15 protein-coding genes and 1 pseudogene are annotated in these 16,167 nt (G+C 72.6%); 8 read left to right on the top strand and 8 right to left on the bottom strand.

The features are described 5' to 3' along the window. Positions 1–196: 196 nt before the first annotated feature. Entirely contained in the window at positions 197–1,264 is a 1,068-nt protein-coding gene (locus tag OG370_RS04870) for an IS110 family transposase (protein ID WP_328460950.1), read from the top strand. Positions 1,265–1,337: 73 nt separating this feature from the next. Here OG370_RS04870 and OG370_RS41430 read toward each other — a convergent pair. Further along, positions 1,338–1,482: pseudogene (locus tag OG370_RS41430) on the bottom strand (IS5 family transposase); the annotation flags it as partial. A gap of 390 nt (positions 1,483–1,872) precedes the next feature. On the opposite strand from OG370_RS41430, the gene OG370_RS04875 reads away from it, so the two are divergent. Then, positions 1,873–2,217, top strand: a complete 345-nt coding sequence (locus tag OG370_RS04875; protein ID WP_328460952.1) for a hypothetical protein — start codon at positions 1,873–1,875, stop codon at positions 2,215–2,217. Positions 2,218–2,626: 409 nt separating this feature from the next. Here OG370_RS04875 and OG370_RS04880 read toward each other — a convergent pair whose 3' ends face one another. Further along, positions 2,627–3,169 carry an ArsR/SmtB family transcription factor gene (locus OG370_RS04880; protein ID WP_328460954.1) on the bottom strand — a complete coding sequence of 181 codons (543 nt, stop codon included), beginning with the start codon at positions 3,167–3,169 and terminating at the stop codon, positions 2,627–2,629. Positions 3,170–3,226: 57 nt separating this feature from the next. On the opposite strand from OG370_RS04880, the gene OG370_RS04885 reads away from it, so the two are divergent. From OG370_RS04885 to OG370_RS04895, 3 genes are all read left to right on the top strand, one after another. After that, positions 3,227–4,132, top strand: coding sequence for a S41 family peptidase (locus OG370_RS04885; RefSeq protein ID WP_328460956.1), 906 nt, complete (start codon positions 3,227–3,229; stop codon positions 4,130–4,132). A gap of 6 nt (positions 4,133–4,138) precedes the next feature. After that, the gene (locus OG370_RS04890) at positions 4,139–4,696 is read left to right on the top strand and encodes a DinB family protein (protein WP_328460958.1); all 558 of its coding nucleotides are present in this window, start codon (positions 4,139–4,141) and stop codon (positions 4,694–4,696) included. Positions 4,697–4,975: 279 nt separating this feature from the next. Beyond that, complete coding sequence (locus OG370_RS04895) at positions 4,976–7,219, top strand: SpoIIE family protein phosphatase (RefSeq protein WP_328460960.1); 2,244 nt, start codon at positions 4,976–4,978, stop codon at positions 7,217–7,219. Positions 7,220–7,249: 30 nt separating this feature from the next. Here OG370_RS04895 and OG370_RS04900 read toward each other — a convergent pair whose 3' ends face one another. The 4 genes from OG370_RS04900 to OG370_RS04915 all read right to left on the bottom strand — a co-directional run bounded on the left by OG370_RS04900 (position 7,250) and on the right by OG370_RS04915 (position 9,853). Continuing rightward, a complete protein-coding gene (locus tag OG370_RS04900; RefSeq protein ID WP_328460962.1) occupies positions 7,250–7,570 on the bottom strand; it encodes a DUF6191 domain-containing protein in 321 nt (106 codons plus the stop codon). Positions 7,571–7,713: 143 nt separating this feature from the next. Further along, complete coding sequence (locus OG370_RS04905; protein ID WP_328460964.1) at positions 7,714–8,472, bottom strand: SMI1/KNR4 family protein; 759 nt, start codon at positions 8,470–8,472, stop codon at positions 7,714–7,716. Between the two features lie 119 nt (positions 8,473–8,591). Then, entirely contained in the window at positions 8,592–9,158 is a 567-nt protein-coding gene (locus OG370_RS04910) for a GNAT family N-acetyltransferase (protein WP_328460966.1), read from the bottom strand. Further along, complete coding sequence (locus OG370_RS04915) at positions 9,155–9,853, bottom strand: CGNR zinc finger domain-containing protein (RefSeq protein ID WP_328460968.1); 699 nt, start codon at positions 9,851–9,853, stop codon at positions 9,155–9,157. Before OG370_RS04915 ends, OG370_RS04910 begins: the two co-directional genes overlap by 4 nt. Before the next feature lie 56 nt (positions 9,854–9,909). On the opposite strand from OG370_RS04915, the gene OG370_RS04920 reads away from it, so the two are divergent. Together OG370_RS04920 and OG370_RS04925 are read left to right on the top strand one after the other, a co-directional pair. Next, positions 9,910–11,166 carry an MFS transporter gene (locus tag OG370_RS04920; protein ID WP_328460971.1) on the top strand — a complete coding sequence of 419 codons (1,257 nt, stop codon included), beginning with the start codon at positions 9,910–9,912 and terminating at the stop codon, positions 11,164–11,166. A 178-nt stretch (positions 11,167–11,344) separates the two neighbouring features. Beyond that, entirely contained in the window at positions 11,345–12,466 is a 1,122-nt protein-coding gene (locus tag OG370_RS04925; protein ID WP_328473794.1) for an NAD(P)/FAD-dependent oxidoreductase, read from the top strand. Between the two features lie 64 nt (positions 12,467–12,530). On the opposite strand, the gene OG370_RS04930 is transcribed toward OG370_RS04925, so the two are convergent. Next, positions 12,531–12,977 (bottom strand): cupin domain-containing protein, encoded by a 447-nt coding sequence (locus tag OG370_RS04930; RefSeq protein ID WP_328460973.1) that lies wholly within the window; start codon positions 12,975–12,977, stop codon positions 12,531–12,533. Between the two features lie 205 nt (positions 12,978–13,182). Here OG370_RS04930 and OG370_RS04935 point away from each other — a divergent pair, with 205 nt between their 5' ends. Further along, positions 13,183–13,680, top strand: coding sequence for a metallophosphoesterase family protein (locus OG370_RS04935; RefSeq protein WP_328460975.1), 498 nt, complete (start codon positions 13,183–13,185; stop codon positions 13,678–13,680). Positions 13,681–13,696: 16 nt separating this feature from the next. Here OG370_RS04935 and OG370_RS04940 read toward each other — a convergent pair whose 3' ends face one another. Further along, positions 13,697–16,102: an FUSC family protein gene (locus OG370_RS04940; RefSeq protein ID WP_328460977.1), complete on the bottom strand. Its 2,406-nt coding sequence runs from the start codon at positions 16,100–16,102 to the stop codon at positions 13,697–13,699. Positions 16,103–16,167: the final 65 nt, after the last annotated feature.

Raw genomic sequence — 16,167 nt, forward strand, 5'->3', positions numbered from 1 at the left:
CCACATCGAAGCTGACGCCCAAGGGCTGTCATGTCGGAGAACTGTCGACTCGCCGCGGAGGACCACCGTGCACACAGCCGGGCGGGCGCTCGTGACCTGATAGGAGCTTGGGCTAGAAGCCCCCGTCACTGCTTTGTCCGCCGCCCGACCGGCGTGTGCTGCCCCCGAAGCAAGCCGGAAGGACAGCACCCCCATCATGACCGAACAGCGCCCGGAGGTCTTCGGCGGCGTGGACACCCACGCCGACACGCATCACGCCGCCGTCGTCGACCCCATCGGCCGGCACCTGGGCGATGCCCAGTTCCCCACCACGGGTGACGGCTACTGTGCCCTGCTGGCCTGGCTGCGCTCTTTCGGGACCGTGCTCGCCGTCGGCGTCGAGGGCACCGGATCGTACGGCACCCAGCTCGCCCGCGTTCTGGCCGCTGCTGGCCTGCAAGTGTTCGACATCAACCGGCCCGACCGGCGTATGCGCCGCCAGCTGGGCAAGTCCGATCCCATCGACGCCTATGCCGCCGCCGAGGCGGTCGCCTCCGGACGCGCGGGCATAGTCCCGAAGTCCCACGCCGGGGCTGCTGAGGGGCTGCGCGTCCTGCACAACGCCCGCACCTCGGCCGTGAAGGCCCGTACGCAGGCCATCAACCAGATCCGCAGCCTCCTGGTCACCGCGCCCGACGCACTGCGCGGCCAGCTGCGCGGTCTGCCCGCGGCAGAGCTGATCAGCGTGTGTGCCAGGCTGCGGCCGGCAACGAACCTGGCCGACCCCGCAACCGCCGCCAAGTTCGCCCTGCGCCGCCTCGCCCGCCGCTACCAGGACCTGGCGCGCGAAATCTGCGACTACGACGCGGAGTTGACCGTGCTGGCGGCTCAGGCCGCACCGACGCTGATGGCCGTCAACGGCGTCGGGCCCGAGACTGCCGCCCGCCTCCTGGCGGCAGTCGGCGACAACCCCGAGCGCCTGCGCTCCGAGGCAGCCTTCGCCCACCTGTGCGGCGCCGCTCCTCTGCCCGCCTCCTCCGGCCGACGCGACCGCCACCGGCTGAACCGGGGAGGCAACCGGTCCGCCAACGCGGCCCTCTACCGCATCGCGGTCGTCCGCATGCAGCACGACAGCCGCACCCGCGAGTACGTGGCCCGACGCACGGCGCAGGGACTGCAGAAGAAGGACATCATCCGCTGCCTCAAACGCTACATAGCCCGCGAGGTCTTCAAGGCCCTGACCTGCACCAACATCTCGAAGACCGACCTTACACAGGCCGCTTGACAAGAGATAGGAGCTTCTCCGTTCCGCCCGGCCGCCGTCAGCATGGCATGGGTTCGCGGTCGCCTCGGTCTGGTCACAGCCATTCGCTGATCGAGGCGATCGGGACGGTGGCTTCGGACCGGACGGCGAGTCTGTCGAACCGTGTGGCCACCGCCCGGATTCCGCTTGAGCCGGTTGATCCCACGCTCGACCGCGTGCCGGGCCTTGTCGTCCTCGCGGCCCCGCCACCGGCAACAACGGTTCCAGGATCGCCCACTGCTCATCGGAAAGATCCCCTCGACCCACACCCGGATCATCCGGATGCGGAATGAGCCGAAGCACCGTAGTTGTCACCAGCGGAGAGGGATGAGCCGGCGATTCGGACCGGTCGAAGCAGTCTGGTTGTCACCAACAAGGCATGCGACTTGTCACATGCGCTCATGTGAACGGAGTGCGCAAGGACTGATCTAGGACGAATCCAGGACAGCAGCTCTTAGCCTCGACCTTGCACAACGACCCCGTAACGAGCCGTCATGCACCAAAGCACGTCACGGGGGCTCGCACGCCTCTCGGCGACACTGCTCGCATGGGAGACGACTCGCCAAGCACGCATCCTCAGGGGGAACCACATGAATCTCGCCCGAAAGCTGGCAACCGGAGCCATCGCGGCCGGCCTCACCGCCGCCGGCGCCCTCGCTGCGACCCCGGCCAGCGCCACGGTCGTGAATTCCACGTGCAACCTGTCGTCCGTCGTCAACGTCTCTTACGGCTCGAGCGGCCACTACTGCTACGTCTGGGACGGTGGGAGCGCCAACACAGGCTGGATGAACATCGTGAATTCCGATCAGGTGTGCTCGAACAGCTACACGGGATACGTGCATGACACCGCGGGACGCAATTGGAACTTCTACCGAGGCGCGTGCACACCCACTTACGGGGCGAATCTGAGCTCGATCGTCTTCACCGGCAACTGAGTCGAACGATCCTGGTGCCCGCGGCCACAGCACTGAGAAGCTGACGTCGAATTGACGGGTCATCACATGGGCGCGCATTTTGACGGATCGCGGTCCGCCAGGTGCGCGCCTTTCGCTTGCACTCTGGGTTCGCATGCGACCACCGTGCGCGATGGCGGGATGGCGCCCGGCCGGCGCGCCGGGCACAGCCTCACAAACCCCAGGCCAGGGAGACCACAACGAATCCGCCGGCTCCCTGAACTCCCCATACGTGTAGGGGGTTTGGGTGAACGGCACCCGTGCTCGATCGCCCAGACGGCACCTCCATCGCCCAGGCCCCGTCCGCCTACATCAACCAAGCCCGCCTCTGTGACAGCTCTCGTGCTTCGGCTCACGAGACGAGGGGCAAAGCCCACTTTCACCACACGGCCTATGCGGAACCGTTCGCGGCGGTCGGCTGGGCGTGCTGGTAGAGCGTCACCAACGCGCCGAACACGGGCTGGTCCTCCGCGTCTTCCTCGGCCTCGTCGACCAACCGGGCAAGGGTCTCGCCGAGTTCCTTCGCCTTCGCGGGGCTGAGCCGCAGGTGACGCAGCGTCAGACAGGTCTCGTCGGGCGAGCGCTCCAGCTCCTGGGCGACCGCGGCCAGCATCGCGGCGGTGCCTGCCGCGCGGGGTTCGGCGACGACCATACGGCGGGCCGTGCGCTGGTAGTACTGCTCGGTGCCGCCGCGGACCTGGCGGGTCTCGGCGACGTGGACCAGCCCGGCGTCCCGGAGCACCTTGAGGTGGTGGGCCACGTTGCCCTTCTTCGCGTCGAGTTGCACCGCGAGCTGGCTGATGGTGGCGGGCCGGTGACCCAGGGCGAAGAGCAACCGCTGACGCAACGGGTGGGCGAGCGCCGCGAACTGCTCGGGCGAGCCGATCTCCTGGACGTCCTCAGGAGGCGGCGGACAGGAAGGCTGGTCACGCATACCGAAAGTGTCTAATGCTCTTGACGCTTTCGCAAGGGCGATGCTCTACTCCCTGCCATGACGACTCCGACACTGTTCCGGCCTGCCCCTGTCATCGACGAGACCGTCCGGCTCCTGATCGAGCACTACGTCTTCCCCGAGGTGTCCGAGCAGCTCACGGTCCTGCTGCGGCAGCGCCTCACCGAGGGCGCCTATGACGTCGGCGGCGCCGAGGAGCTTGCTCGGCTGGTCACCGCGGACCTGCAGTCCGTCAACGGCGACCGGCATCTGAGGCTGAAGTACCACGCCGATTCGGTGCCCGCGGAGCAGGGGGCGGCCACCCTGGCGGCGATGCGCCGGGACTTCGACAGCTCGCTGGGCGGTGCGCCTCGGGTGGAGTTGCTCTCCGAAGGGGTGGCGGTGGTGGAGCTGGCACCGATCCTGTTTCCGCTGGAGTGGGCCGCGGAACCGCTGAGTGCGGCGCTGACCCTGGCGTCCCGCTCCCGGGCGCTGATCGTGGATCTTCGCGCCAACCTGGGTGGCGACCCGAACACCGTCGCCTTCGTCTGCGGCTACCTGTTGGACGAGCGCACCCACCTCAACACCATGTACTGGCGCGACGGCGAGCGCTACGAGCAGTCCTGGAGCGCGTCGCACGTTCCCGGCGGGCGCTTCGGCGGCAGCAAGCCGCTGTACGTGCTGACCAGCGACCGCACCTTCTCCGGTGCCGAGGAGCTGACGTACGACCTGCAGCAGCTCGGCCGCGCCGTCGTCGTCGGCGAGCGAACCGGCGGCGGGGCCCACCCGCGGGAGGGGTGGACGGTGCACCCGCACCTGGAAGCCACGATCCCGGTGGGCCGCGCGGTCAATCCCGTCTCCGGCACGAACTGGGAGGGCACCGGCATACAGCCCGACGTCCCCTGTGCCGCTGCCGACGCACTCGACCGCGCGCACGCGCTGGCCCTCACCCGGCTGGCCGGCTGACCGGACGTGGCGGACGCAGGGGGCTGGCAGGCGCTGTCCCTGGGGCTGTTCCGGCGAATGCGAGCGGACTACGCCGGCGCGGTGGAGGGGATCGGACCGGCGGCCCTCGCCTGGCAGGTGTCGCCGACCAGCAACACCATCGGCTGGCTCGCCTGGCACATCGCGCGCGTCCAGGACCGCAACCTGTCCGAACTGACCGGCGCACCGCAACTGTGGGTGGCGGAGGGGTGGGCGGCGCGTTTCGGCCGCCCGGCGGACCCGTCGGACACCGGCTTCGGGCACTCCGCCCAACAGGCCGCCGCCTTCCGCACGCCGAACAGCAACCTCCTGCCGGCGTACCAAGTCACCGCCCACGCACTGGCGGAGCGCTACCTCGCCGCCGCGCCCGACGGCGATCTCACACGTGTGGTGGACAGCCCGACGCTGGGCAACGCGCACACCGTCGAGGAGCGGCTGCGCGGGCTGATCACCGACAGTTTCGCCCACCTGGGCCAGATCGGTCTGCTCCGGAGCCTCGTACCCGGGCACCGCCCGGTGACCGGCGGACGCGGTGCCCCGGTGTGACGGTGACCTGCGGCCGGGGCGTCGCCGGGGCCGGGGCGTCGTCGGGGTCGGGGTGGCGGGGTCGGGGTGGCGGGGTCGGGTGATCCAGTTCGGCACCGACAAAAGCGCCCACGCCCGTGGCACCCCGACCGGACTCGCCTCCCGATCCCCTCCGCGGGCAAGCCGTCGGCCCCGCCACTCCCCCGTCGGACGACAGGAAAGTTGCCCGCCCGGTGCCCATCATGAAGGTCATGGGTTCGGCGACGTGCGCGCTCTTGCGCGGATCAACGGGAGGTCGCGATGGGGCAGGCGACGGAACCGCTGTTCACCGCTGATGACGCCGGCCGTGTCAGCGCGTGGAGCGAGGCCGCGGTGTTGTTGTTCGGCCGCTCGGCGGACGCGGTGCTGGGGGGCCGCGTGGTGGAGGCGGTCCGCGGCACGGACGCCGCGCTGTGCGCCGTACCGCGGCCCGACGGCGAGGGCGGCGGCTGGGCGGTGTACCTCTCCGACACGGCCGAGGCGGACGTGGAGGGCCCGCTGGTGCGCGCGCTCTTCTCGGTGTCGCAGTTGGGCCTGCTCGTCCTCGACCGCGATCTGCGGCTGATCCGGGCCAGCACGGCGGCAGGGGCCATGCACGGCAGCGCGCCGGCGGACCTTCTCGGGCGCCGTCTGGAGGACGTCTACCGTCTGGAGAGCCCGGTCGAGGACATGGCCGCCGCCCATGGGGTGCTGGAAACCGGGAAGCCGGTCTTCTCCCGGCTGGTCACGGTCCTGACCGTGCACGGGCTGCGGCAGTACTACTCCGTTTCCGCGTTCCGGCTGTGCCGACCGGGCGGCGAAGTGGTCGGGCTGGCCATGACGCTCCTCGACGTCACCCGCCGCGAGCGGAACCGCGAGCGGGCGATGACCGTCTCCCGCGTCCGCGAACGGGTCGGGCGTTCCCTGGACCTGATGCAGACCTGCCAGGACCTCGCCGACGCGCTGAGCCCGGGTTTCGCCGATCTCGCGGTGGTGTCGGTGACGGAACAGCTGGCCGGCGGCGACTACCCGCCGCTCCAGCCGGTCGATCCCGAGAAGCTGCTGCTGCGGCGCGCGGCCATCCGCACCGCAGGGCCTCCCGACCCGGACGAGGGCGTCAGCGCGGTGGAGACCGTGGATCGCGAGTCGTCGTTCGCCAAGGCCCTGACGGGAACACGGCCCCTGCTGCTGCGGTCGGACCGCGACGGCGGTCTGGCGGACAACCAGCTCCGGCAGGAGGCGCTGCGGAGGGCCGAGGCGCACAGCGCGATCGTGGCCTCCCTGACCGTCAGGGGAAGGGTGCTGGGGCTGCTGCGGATCTTCCGGTGCGGTGACTCCGCGCGCTACACCACGGCCGACCTGCGGGCAGTGGAGTCCGCCGTCGACCACGCGGCCCTGTGCCTGGACAACGCGCGCCGCGTCGCCCATGACCGGGCCCTCGCCTCCACGGTCCGCCAGAGGCTGCTCTCCCGCGTCCCCGGTACGCAACTGGGCATCGACACCGCGTTCGTCGCGCTCTCCCCGACCGCTCACAGCGGCACGTGGTTCGACGTCATCCCCCTGTCCGGCGCGCGATGCGGGCTGGTCGTCGGAGAGGTGGGCGGCACGGGAATGGCGACTGTCACCGCCATGGGGCATCTGCGCACCGCCCTGCGTGTGCTGGCCGAACTGGAGCTCCAACCGGACGAGCTCCTCGCCCGGCTCAGCGACACCGTCACCCAGCTGGCCCTGGAGCGCACCGCCACCTCCACCTCCGACGGTCCGCCTCTGACCGCGGCGTGTGTCTACGCCCTCTACGACCCGATCGCCCGCACCTGCACCGTCGCCTGCGCCGGACAGCCCGCACCACGGCTGATCAGGCCGGACGGGCGGATCGACCGGATCGACGCACCGGTGGGCCCCCGCCTGGGTGCCCCGGACACCGAGCCCTTCGCCATGGCCACCGCACCCCTTGACGACGACTGCACCCTCATTCTGGCCGGCGACGACCTGGACCCGGCTCTCAGCACGGAGATCATCAGCCGGGTGCTGCCCGTCTACGACACGGCACAGGGCCTGGCCGACGGCATCTTCACCAGGCTGGCGGCCCACCCCGTCCACAAGGGCATCGCGCTGCTGGCCCGCGCCCGTCCGCTCCCGGCCCGCCGCACCTCCTCCTGGGCCCTGCCGTCGGAGGACCGCGCCGCGAACCGCGCCCGCCAGCTCACCCGGCAGTGGCTCACCGAGTACCACCACCCGCTCGACCCCGACGACCTCGACTCGGCCGAACTCCTGGTCAGCGAACTGGTGACCAACGCCGTGCGCTACGGCACGCCACCCGTGACGCTCCGCCTCATCCTCGACCGCTCCCTCACCGTCGAAGTCAGCGACTCCGGTGCCACCGCCCCCAACCTGCGCCACGCACGCGTGACCGACGAGGGCGGTCGGGGCCTGTTCATCGTCTCGTGCCTCACCGAGAAGTGGGGCACCCGCCAGTCCTCGGCAGGCAAGACGATCTGGGCCGAACAGCACTGGCCCGCCGACTGACCGGTGTCCGTACGGGCAGGAGCCGGGGCGTCAGCTCGGGTCAGGGCGCGGGGTCATCCGGATCACGGCGGTGCCGTGGTCCAGGTCGACCTTCGAGCGTGGCGGCGCACCGTCGCCCTCCTCGTCCCGGAGCATCAACGAGGACTTCCGCTCGTCGAGTTCGTTCTGCTTGCCGGGTGAGAAGGTGGCGTGCAGCTGCTCGAAGCCGGTCGCCGTGATCTGGCCCTGCCGGCCACCGCGCCAGGGCAGCACCCCGGCCCGGCCGGCGCGCAGCATCAGCTGGTCGACGAACGCCACCGCCGTCAGCAGGATGACCAGCCCCGGCAGCGTCATGAAGACGACGAAATCCATCGGGTTCCTCCCTCGTTTCCGCGCGTCCCCGCACTCTCACTCGACAAACGTCGAACGCGGAAGCGCCCGGTCACGTTCCCGGTGTGCGGCGGCGCGCGAAGGGCCAGGGCCCGGGGGCGCCAAGGGCCGTGGGCCGGGGGCGGTCAGTCGCCGAGCCAGTCGCCGAACTGCGCGTCGCGGATCGGGTCGAGTGCTTCGGGGGTGCGGCCCCTGACGCAGACGAACGCGTCCTCGACCTCGCGTATCAGGACGTCGGTCCCGGCGAACCAGCGGCTGCCGGGTCCGAACGGCTGGAGCGGGTCGCACAACGCCGCCACCTCCGGCGCGAGCCCCTCCCCGTCGGTGTCCAGGAAGTCCGTGGGGGCGTCCGGGTCCATCAGCGCCTCGGCCATGACGATCTCGACGCAGGCCGCGGCCAGACTCGGCATCCACGGCTCCCAGCGCTCCTGGGACTTGTCCGCGAGGTCGGGCCGGGCGACGGTGCGGGGGTCGTCGCGCACCGCGTCATCGCGCCGCGCGTCCTCCCCCACGGCGTCGGCATGCTCGTCGAAGTCGGCCAGGGGTATGCCCCAGTGGGCGCAGCCCTGGTTCTCCTCCCGGTAGACGAGCGCGCCGTCCCACACGTACAGCTCGTCGGGCGGCAGCAGCCGGTCCTGGTTGCTGGTCAGGTCGTCGCGCCGGCCGAACAGTTGGTACGCCTCCCGGAGCGCGGCCGGCAGCGTCAGGTCGAGGCGCCGCTCGGCGGCGTCGACGACCGCGGGGTCCCATCCGTCGCCCGCGCCCAGCGGCCGGCCCCAGTACGCGGCGAAGCCGGTGATGAACCACCAGGCGAGCGCGCGGTCGCGCGGCGCGGCGAGCATCGCGGGCAGCGCGGAACGGATGTCGAACGGCTCGATCTCCATACCCGCCATCGTAGGAGCGACCACTGACAGTGACCGCCCACGCGGACGAGCGCGGGGGGGCGACGCGGTCGCCGCGGGACGCCCGGAAGCGGGTAGGCGGGCAAGCGGCGGGACGGGGGTCAGTCCGCGGGCGGGGCGACGGAGAAGCGCAGGCACGTGACGGCGTGCGCGACGGCCGGCGGGAAGTGGTCCTCGCGGCTGACCGTACCGCCGGCGGACTCGGTGGCCTCAGCGGCGACAAGCGGCCAGAAGCGGGCGGCGACGTGGTTGGCGTGGTCGAAGTCGAGGACCCACCGGCCGGGGTGCCGGCGCAGGGTGTGTAGCGCGGCGACGCGGCCCGTACCGTGCCTGCGGTGCCCCCGCAGTACGAAGAACTCGCTCATCTCCCGCTCACCGTCGGGCAGTTCGCGGGTCATGGTGAATCCGGCCAGGGCCCCGCCCACCCGGATGAGGCACGCCTCCCGGCTCGGCTCGGTGAAGTACGCGTCGAAGTAACGATAGGCGAACGTGCCCTGCGCGGTGACGTCTTGAGGACGCCAGGCGGAGAAGTCGTACAGGTAGAGCTGGAGGAGGCGGGCCAGCACGGGCCGGTCGGGCGGCGCGACCGGGGCCAGTTCGATCGTAGAGCCGCTCGCCGGACCGTTCGCAGGGCCGCTCACAGGGCCGTTCACCGTGCCCTTCGTCATGACGACCGCCTTCCGACAGCCCGCCGTGCGGACAGCGGCACCGGCGACGGCACTTGCGGCAGGCCGGATGCTGCCGCCGCGCGCGCCCGGTGTACGGCGACCCGCTCGCGGGTGGCGCAACGGCGCGAGCAGTAGCGGCGGTTCGGGCCGCGCCCCTCGGTGACGTAGACGTTCGGGCAGCGCGGCGAGGCGCACACGCCGCCGGGCGGGCGCTGCCGGTCCCAGACCAGGACGGCGAGCGCCATGCAGGAGGAGGACAGGAACCACTCGGCCCACGGCGCGTCGTCGTCGCTGTCCAGGTGCGGGTGCCAGGGGCTGCCCCCGGCGTGCGAGGTGAGGCGGAGCGGGCCGGTGCCTGCCGCGAGCAGGCGATTGAGGCGGGCCGCGGCCTCATCGACATGCCCGGCGGCGAACACCTCGCGCAGCAGGCGGGCGGCCGCACGCAGGTCGGCGAGGTCGGCGGCGGTGAAGGTGAGGGGTGCGGCCTCGCCGTTCGCGCACAGCACGGCGGCGACCGCGTCCCGGGTACGGGCGTCGGCGGCCTCGTTCACCGCCGCGCCCACGGACGTATCAGCGCCCTGATCCGCCCAGCTACCCTCCGCCGCAAGCGCGTTGACGAGGTCGGCGGTGCGCCTGGCGTTGGCCGCCACGGAGTGCCGGGTGGACCGGTCGTCGTACGGAGCCGGAGATGACATCTGTGCACTGTAACGCATGTGGCGCATGTTTGAGTTACCTGCGTAACGTCACTCGCATGGAAACGCGTCACAGCGGCCGCGCCCTGCGGTCGTATCTCGGCGGGGCGGCCGCGGCCCGGGTCGGCGACGAGATGTCGGGGCCCGCGCTGCTGCTGGCGGGGCTGGCCGCCACCGGTTCGGCGTCCCGCGCGGCGGCGGTACCGGCCGCGCTGATGGTGTCGGCGGCGGCCGGAGGGCCGCTGTTCGGCGTGCTGCTCGACCGGTCCGCCCGCCCCGGACGTCTGCTGGCCGCCGCGCTCGGCGGCTACGCGGCCGCCCTTGCGGTTCTCCTCGCGACTCTGGACCGGATGCCCATCGCTGCGACCGTTCTGCTCGGGGTGCTCGCCGGCCCGCTGGGACCCGCCCTGTCCGGCGGCTGGACCTCGCAACTCCCCCGCGTCGTCACCGCCGGCACGCTCGCGCGGGCGAACGCGCTCGACGCGATGACCTACGACCTGGCGAGCCTGGTCGGCCCCGCGCTCGCCGGGCTGGTGGCCGGGTTGGCGGGGGCGCCGGGCGCCGTCGCGGTCGCGGCCGCGCTCATCTGCCTGGCGCTGGCACCCGCGTGGGCACTGCCGCGCGCACCCGCCGAGCCCGCCAAGCCCGCCGTCCGGCGCCCGCCGCGCGCCCCGATCCGCGCCGACCTCGCCGCCGGGTTCCGCGCGATCCACCGCGCACCCGCGCTCGCCCGCGCGACGACCGCCTCGGTGGTGTCCTGCGTCGGCGCCGGCATGTTCATCACCTGCGCCCCGCTGCTCGGCGCGGCGTCGCTGGGCGGGGCCGGGCACGGCGCGTACCTGCTGTCCGGCTCCGCCGCGTCCGCGCTCGTCGCCAACACGCTCCTCGCCCGCCGTCCGCGCGCCCTGCGCCCGGACACCGTGCTGTGGTCGGCCATCGTCCTGGTCGGCGCCGCGCTCCTGCTCGCCGCGACGACACGCCCGTTGGCCCTCGCCGCCGCCGCGATCCTCGCCGGCGCAGGCCAAGGCCCGCAGCTCACGGCGCTGTTCGCGATCCGCCACCGCGACGCTCCCGCCCACCTGCGCGGCCAGGTCTTCACCACCGGCGCCAGCCTCAAGACCACCGGGTACGCCCTCGGCACCGCCCTCGCCGGCCCCCTCGCCACCCGCTCCCTGCCCGGCGCGCTCCTGGCCGCCGCTGCCTTCCAGGCACTCGCGGCCGTGTCGTTCGCCCTCGTCGGCCGCCGCCGCGACCCCCCCGGCCACCGGCGCCGAAGCGACGAGCGGTACGGAAAACGGCCGCACGCGATCGGCTGACGCCCCCCGCTGACGAAGTCGGCCCAGCCGGTTGCGGCCGGGACGAACACCGCCGAGACGAACGCGGCCCACCCGAGGCACGGAATTCCCGACCGCATCACGCGCTCGTCGCGGAACGGGTGTGGGCATGCTTGGAACGGGAGTTCGCCCGTGATCATGGGAGGGGACGTCGGTGAGCATGGGGTACGCGCAGCGGCCTGAACGTGTCGCGGTCATCGGAGTGGGCATTCTCGGCGCCTGCGTGGGCTGGAACCTGTCGCGGCACGGGGCCGAGGTGGTCTTCATCGACGCGGGCCGGCCGGGCGAAGGGGTCACCGACTGGTCCTTCTCGTGGGTCAACGCCAGCAACAAGACGGCGCGCAGGTCCTACTTCGACCTGAACGTCGCGGGCATGGCGGAATACCGTCAGCTCGCCGGGACCATCGGGCCGGGCCCATGGTGGCACCCCAGCGGTCACCTGCGCTGGGCGGACGATCCCGCGGCGGAGGCGAAACTCCTGGAAACCGCCGAACTGCTGGCCGGTTGGGACTACCAGGTCGAGGTGTGCGCGGGAGCCGAGGTGCGCCGCCGCCTCGAACCTGCGCTCACGGTGCCCGGCAAGACTCCGGTCCTGTTCTGCCCCGACGAAGCGTGGGTACACGGACGGCGTCTCGTCGGCCGCCTGGTCGGCCAGGCCGTCGAGTCGGGGGCCGAATGCCGGGCCGGCGCCGCGGTCGGTGACATCGGCATCGGCACCGACGGGAGCGTCCGGACGGTGACCCTGTCGGATGGGAGCCGTCTCGATGTCGACGTCGTCGTGAACGCGGCGGGCCCCCACGCCTCCCAGGTCGCCGAGCTCGTCGCACGGCAGTTGCCGATGCGCCGGGAACCCGGCGTCGTCACGCGGATCGACTGCGCACAGGTCCCCCCGGTCCACCGGGCCATGCACGCACCCCACATCGAGATCCGTCCCGACGGAGATACGTCGGTGGTCCTCCACAGCCGCGAGATCGACGCGCTCATCGACACCGGCGAAGACCCGGCGGAACTCGCACGGCTGCTCCACGAATCGGCGCGGCAGGTCGTTCCGGAACTCGGCAACTCCCGTGTCGCGCAGACGCGGGTGGCCCACCGGCCCATCCCGGCCGACGGGTTCCCCTCGGTGGGAGCGGTGCCTTCGGTGCCCGGCTACTACGAGGCCGTCTCCCACAGCGGCATCACGCTCGGGCCGGTGATCGGCAGGCTGCTCGCTGCGGAGATCCTCAGCGGGAAGAGGGACGGGATGCTCGCGGACTTCCGCCCGGAGCGGTTCTCCCGGTGACAGCATCGCGCGGAACTCGTCGCAGCCGATCCGGCCGCGGAGCGACACGACGGCGCGGGCGCCGCTATCGCCGCCGCAGCAGCGTGAAGTCCGCGAAGTCGAAGCCGGGGGTGACCACGCAGCTGACCAGCACCTCGCGGTCGGTGGCCGGCTCGGCGCGCTGCCAGGAACCGGCGGGGGCCACGGCGTGGAAGCAGGGGTCGGCGCCGGACGCCGGGTCGGCGGTCAGCAGGTGCTCGGTGACGCCGTCGGGCGCGGGCCCGGGCTTGCTGGTGCGCAGCAGCAGCGGGCCGCCCTGCTGCCAGAACCACACCTCGTCCGAGTCGACCTTGTGCCACTCGTAGTGCTCGCCGGGCGTGAGGAGGTAGTGGATCATGGTCGCGGAGGCGCGGGTGCCGGTGCCCGTGGGGTGCGCCAGGGGCACCGGCGAGGTGTAGATCCTGCGGTACCAGCCGCCCGCCGGGTGCGGGCTGAGGCCGAGCGTGCGGGCGAGTTCGGGTACATGTGTCATCGTTCGTCGGCCTCCGTCGGAAACGTCGGGCCCGCCCCATTGTGCGGTACGCGCACGCTCCCGCCCGCGTGCCCGGCCCGGCGCGCGGAAGCCGCGTGGGACGATCGGGGGACGCGGCCCCGCCACCGGCCATCTCCACCGGACCCGTCCACCGGACCGCCGCCCCGGGGCCGGCCGCCCCGATCCGCGAAGGAGACCCCCGCCCGTGCGCCTGCTGCTCACCACCGACACGCACGTGCCCAAGCGGGCCCGGGAGTTGCCGGCCGCGCTGCTCGCCGGGATCGACGCCGCCGACGTCGTCGTGCACGCGGGCGACTGGGTGGACGAGGCGACGCTCGACCTGCTGGAGGCCCGGGCGCGGCGGCTGGTCGCGGTGTACGGGAACAACGACGGCCCCGGGCTGCGGGCGCGGCTGCCGGAGGTGGCACGGGTACGGCTGGGTGGCGTGCGGTTCGCGGTGGTGCACGAGACGGGCCCGGCGCGCGGGCGGGAGGAGCGCTGCGCGGCGCTCTACGAGGACGCCGACGTGCTGGTCTTCGGGCACAGCCACATCCCGTGGGACTCGGTGGCCGCGACCGGGCTGCGGCTGCTCAACCCGGGTTCGCCGACGGACCGGCGGCGCGAGCCGTACCGCACGTACATGACGGCGGAGGCGGACGGCGGGAAGCTCTCCGGCGTCACGCTGCACCGGCTGGAACCGTGAGCGGCGGGGCAGCCGTTCAGCCCGCGGGCCGGGCCCGCGCCGTCGCACCGCCCGCACCGCCCGTGCCGCCTGCCGCGCGCCGGCTCGTGCCGTCGTCCTCCATCGGCGCCCGCAGCGGCCGGGCCAGCGCGGTGATGCCCTCGTCGAGGCGTTGCAGGTGGCGCAGCACGCGGTAGGTGACGGTGCCGGAGCGCAGGTTGCTGCTCCCGGAACCCTCCAGCATGGACGCGATACTCGGCCCGGTCCGCACCGCGGGCCCTCTGCGGGCCTCCGCGCGCCGGTCGGTGTCCCCCTCGGGCGGCGCGGCGACCGTGGCGCCCGACACCGCGACCGCCACCGCCCTCTCCTTCGTCGACTCCTGCGCCTCGACGTGGCTGATGAGCGCGTCGATGTTGTGGGCGATGCGCGGACCGACCGCGGCGAGCCGGGGGTCGGCGGCCACGCTCCGGCTGTAGGGCACGAGTTCGGCGGTGGCCGCCAGGGAACGGGCGTGGTATGCGCAGGTCTCCAGCAGGGCGACGAGGTAGCGGGCGGTGCGGCGGCGGACCCGCAGCGGGGTGATGGGGTAGGTGAGCGGGCTGGTGGAGCGGCGCAGGGCATCCAGGGCGGTGTCGAGGTCGCGGGACATGTCGACGAGGTCGACGGCCGGGCCGCCGCCGAGCTGGTCCACCGCCGCCACGGACACGTCGCGCAACCGGGTCAGGACGGTGACGAGTTGGGCGTCGGTGTGCTCGTCGGTGCGGATCGGCAGGACCAGCACGGCGGCGATCACCCCGCACGCGGCGCCGAGCGCGGTCTCCTCGATCCTCAGCAGCAGCACGGACAGGCTGTAGGTGTGCAGCAGGGTGTAGAGCAGCCCGAGCATGGCGGTGACGAAGAACGACATCAGCGTGTACGACACGGGCGCGGTGAAGAACATCGCGAAGATGAAGACCAGGACCAGCGCGAACGCGGTCCAGGTGTGGTGGCCGATCGCGCCGGCGAGCAGGACGCCGGCGACGACGCCGCAGACGGTGCCGATCAGCCGCCGGTAGCCCTTGACCAGGATCTCGGCGGTGGAGGAGGTGTTGAGGAACACCACCCAGCAGGTCAGTACGGCCCAGTACCAGCGCTGCGAGGACAGGAACTCGCCGCCGAGGACGGCCAGTGCGGAGCCGGTGGCGACCTGGAAGGCGGCGCGGGTGCTGGGGCGGTCCAGGCCGGTGCGCACACTGGGGGCGGAGTCGTCGGCCAGCGCCAGGTCCTCGGCGTCGAACTCCTCGCGGGAGCGTACGGTCTCGGGCGCGTCGTCGGAGTCGTCGCCGGGGCCGTCGAGGGCCATCCGCAGGCCGAGGACGGCGCGGGCGGTCTCGCCGATGCCGCGGAAGGCGTCCTGGATCGCGGGGGTGGCGCGGGGCAGGTTCGCGTCGTCGCGATAGGCGAGCAGGCGGTTGCGCAGGTGGGTGACGGCGGTGCCGCGGCCGTCCTCGGACAGGCGCGCGACGAGCAACTGGAGGGCGCGCATCTCCTTGCGCAGGGTGCGGACGGCCTCGTCCTCGTCGCTGAGCCGGCGCACCGGCGCGGGCAGCGGGGCGTTCGGCAGGTGCAGGGTGAGGGTGTCGGCGTGGCCGCTGCCGCGGGTGTTGAGCAGCAGGATGCCGAGCCGCTCGGCGGCGATCTCGGCGTCCACGACGCGGCGCTGGAGCTGGTTGGCGGTGGCCGGGTCGGAGGTGCCGTCCTCCAGCCTGGCCTGGATCATCAGGGCGCTCTCGTGCAGCCGTGCGGTGTCCTTGCGCAGGTCGGCGACGGCGCTGTCGAGGTGGTCGGCCGGGGACTCCAGCACCTCGCGCTGGGTGGCGACGAGTTGCACGGTGCGGGCCCGGAACGCCTGCCGCAGCCGGCGCATGGTCCGCTCGGGGGTCTCGGGCACGAACGCGAATCGGGTCAGCGCGCTGCACGCGAACGCGATGGTCAGGGTGAGGCAGAGGCCGGGCAGGTCGGAGGGGGTGGCGTGCACGAACAGCGAGACGAAGTACACCTGGAAGCTGATCATGCCGATCGCGGTGTAGCGGTCGCCGAAGCGGCGGACGTAGGCGCAGACGAAGATCAGCAGCACGAAGAAGATGTCGCCGACGACGACGTGCGGGTTGAGCAGGGAGCCCAGGGACACCGAGGCGAGCGCGGCCGGCAGCCCGAGCGCGAGGGTGACGGCCTGGTCGGGCACCCGCTTGTCGCGGATGGCGAACGTGGAGACCATCGCGGCCATCGCGCCGGCCACGAGCTGGGTCACCGGGGTGTCCATCACGGCGAGGACCAGCAGCGCCAGGCCGATCGAGCCGACCGTGCGTAGGCCGGCCATCAGCCGCAGCAGCCCGGGATCGGAGGCCGAGTAGCGGTCCCACAGGTCCGTGAGCGCCCGTCGTGTGCCTCGTGTCCCTGCCATCGCCACTGTCGTGTTCCCTCGGGTGTTCGATCACGCCCAGCATCCCACGCGCGGCGTCCGGACCC

Origin of the sequence: Streptomyces sp. NBC_00448 (assembly GCF_036014115.1) — a bacterium.
Classification (GTDB): Bacteria; Actinomycetota; Actinomycetes; order Streptomycetales; family Streptomycetaceae; genus Actinacidiphila.

Excerpts from the sequence above, each read along its gene's own strand:
- OG370_RS04870 (WP_328460950.1), top strand. The coding sequence starts at position 197 with ATGACCGAACAGCGCCCGGAGGTCTTCGGCGGCGTGGACACCCACGCC.
- OG370_RS04875 (WP_328460952.1), top strand. The coding sequence starts at position 1,873 with ATGAATCTCGCCCGAAAGCTGGCAACCGGAGCCATCGCGGCCGGCCTC.
- OG370_RS04880 (WP_328460954.1), bottom strand. The coding sequence starts at position 3,169 with ATGCGTGACCAGCCTTCCTGTCCGCCGCCTCCTGAGGACGTCCAGGAG.
- OG370_RS04885 (WP_328460956.1), top strand. The coding sequence starts at position 3,227 with ATGACGACTCCGACACTGTTCCGGCCTGCCCCTGTCATCGACGAGACC.
- OG370_RS04895 (WP_328460960.1), top strand. The coding sequence starts at position 4,976 with ATGGGGCAGGCGACGGAACCGCTGTTCACCGCTGATGACGCCGGCCGT.
- OG370_RS04900 (WP_328460962.1), bottom strand. The coding sequence starts at position 7,570 with ATGGATTTCGTCGTCTTCATGACGCTGCCGGGGCTGGTCATCCTGCTG.
- OG370_RS04905 (WP_328460964.1), bottom strand. The coding sequence starts at position 8,472 with ATGGAGATCGAGCCGTTCGACATCCGTTCCGCGCTGCCCGCGATGCTC.
- OG370_RS04910 (WP_328460966.1), bottom strand. The coding sequence starts at position 9,158 with ATGACGAAGGGCACGGTGAACGGCCCTGTGAGCGGCCCTGCGAACGGT.
- OG370_RS04915 (WP_328460968.1), bottom strand. The coding sequence starts at position 9,853 with ATGTCATCTCCGGCTCCGTACGACGACCGGTCCACCCGGCACTCCGTG.
- OG370_RS04920 (WP_328460971.1), top strand. The coding sequence starts at position 9,910 with ATGGAAACGCGTCACAGCGGCCGCGCCCTGCGGTCGTATCTCGGCGGG.
- OG370_RS04925 (WP_328473794.1), top strand. The coding sequence starts at position 11,345 with ATGGGGTACGCGCAGCGGCCTGAACGTGTCGCGGTCATCGGAGTGGGC.
- OG370_RS04930 (WP_328460973.1), bottom strand. The coding sequence starts at position 12,977 with ATGACACATGTACCCGAACTCGCCCGCACGCTCGGCCTCAGCCCGCAC.
- OG370_RS04940 (WP_328460977.1), bottom strand. The coding sequence starts at position 16,102 with ATGGCAGGGACACGAGGCACACGACGGGCGCTCACGGACCTGTGGGAC.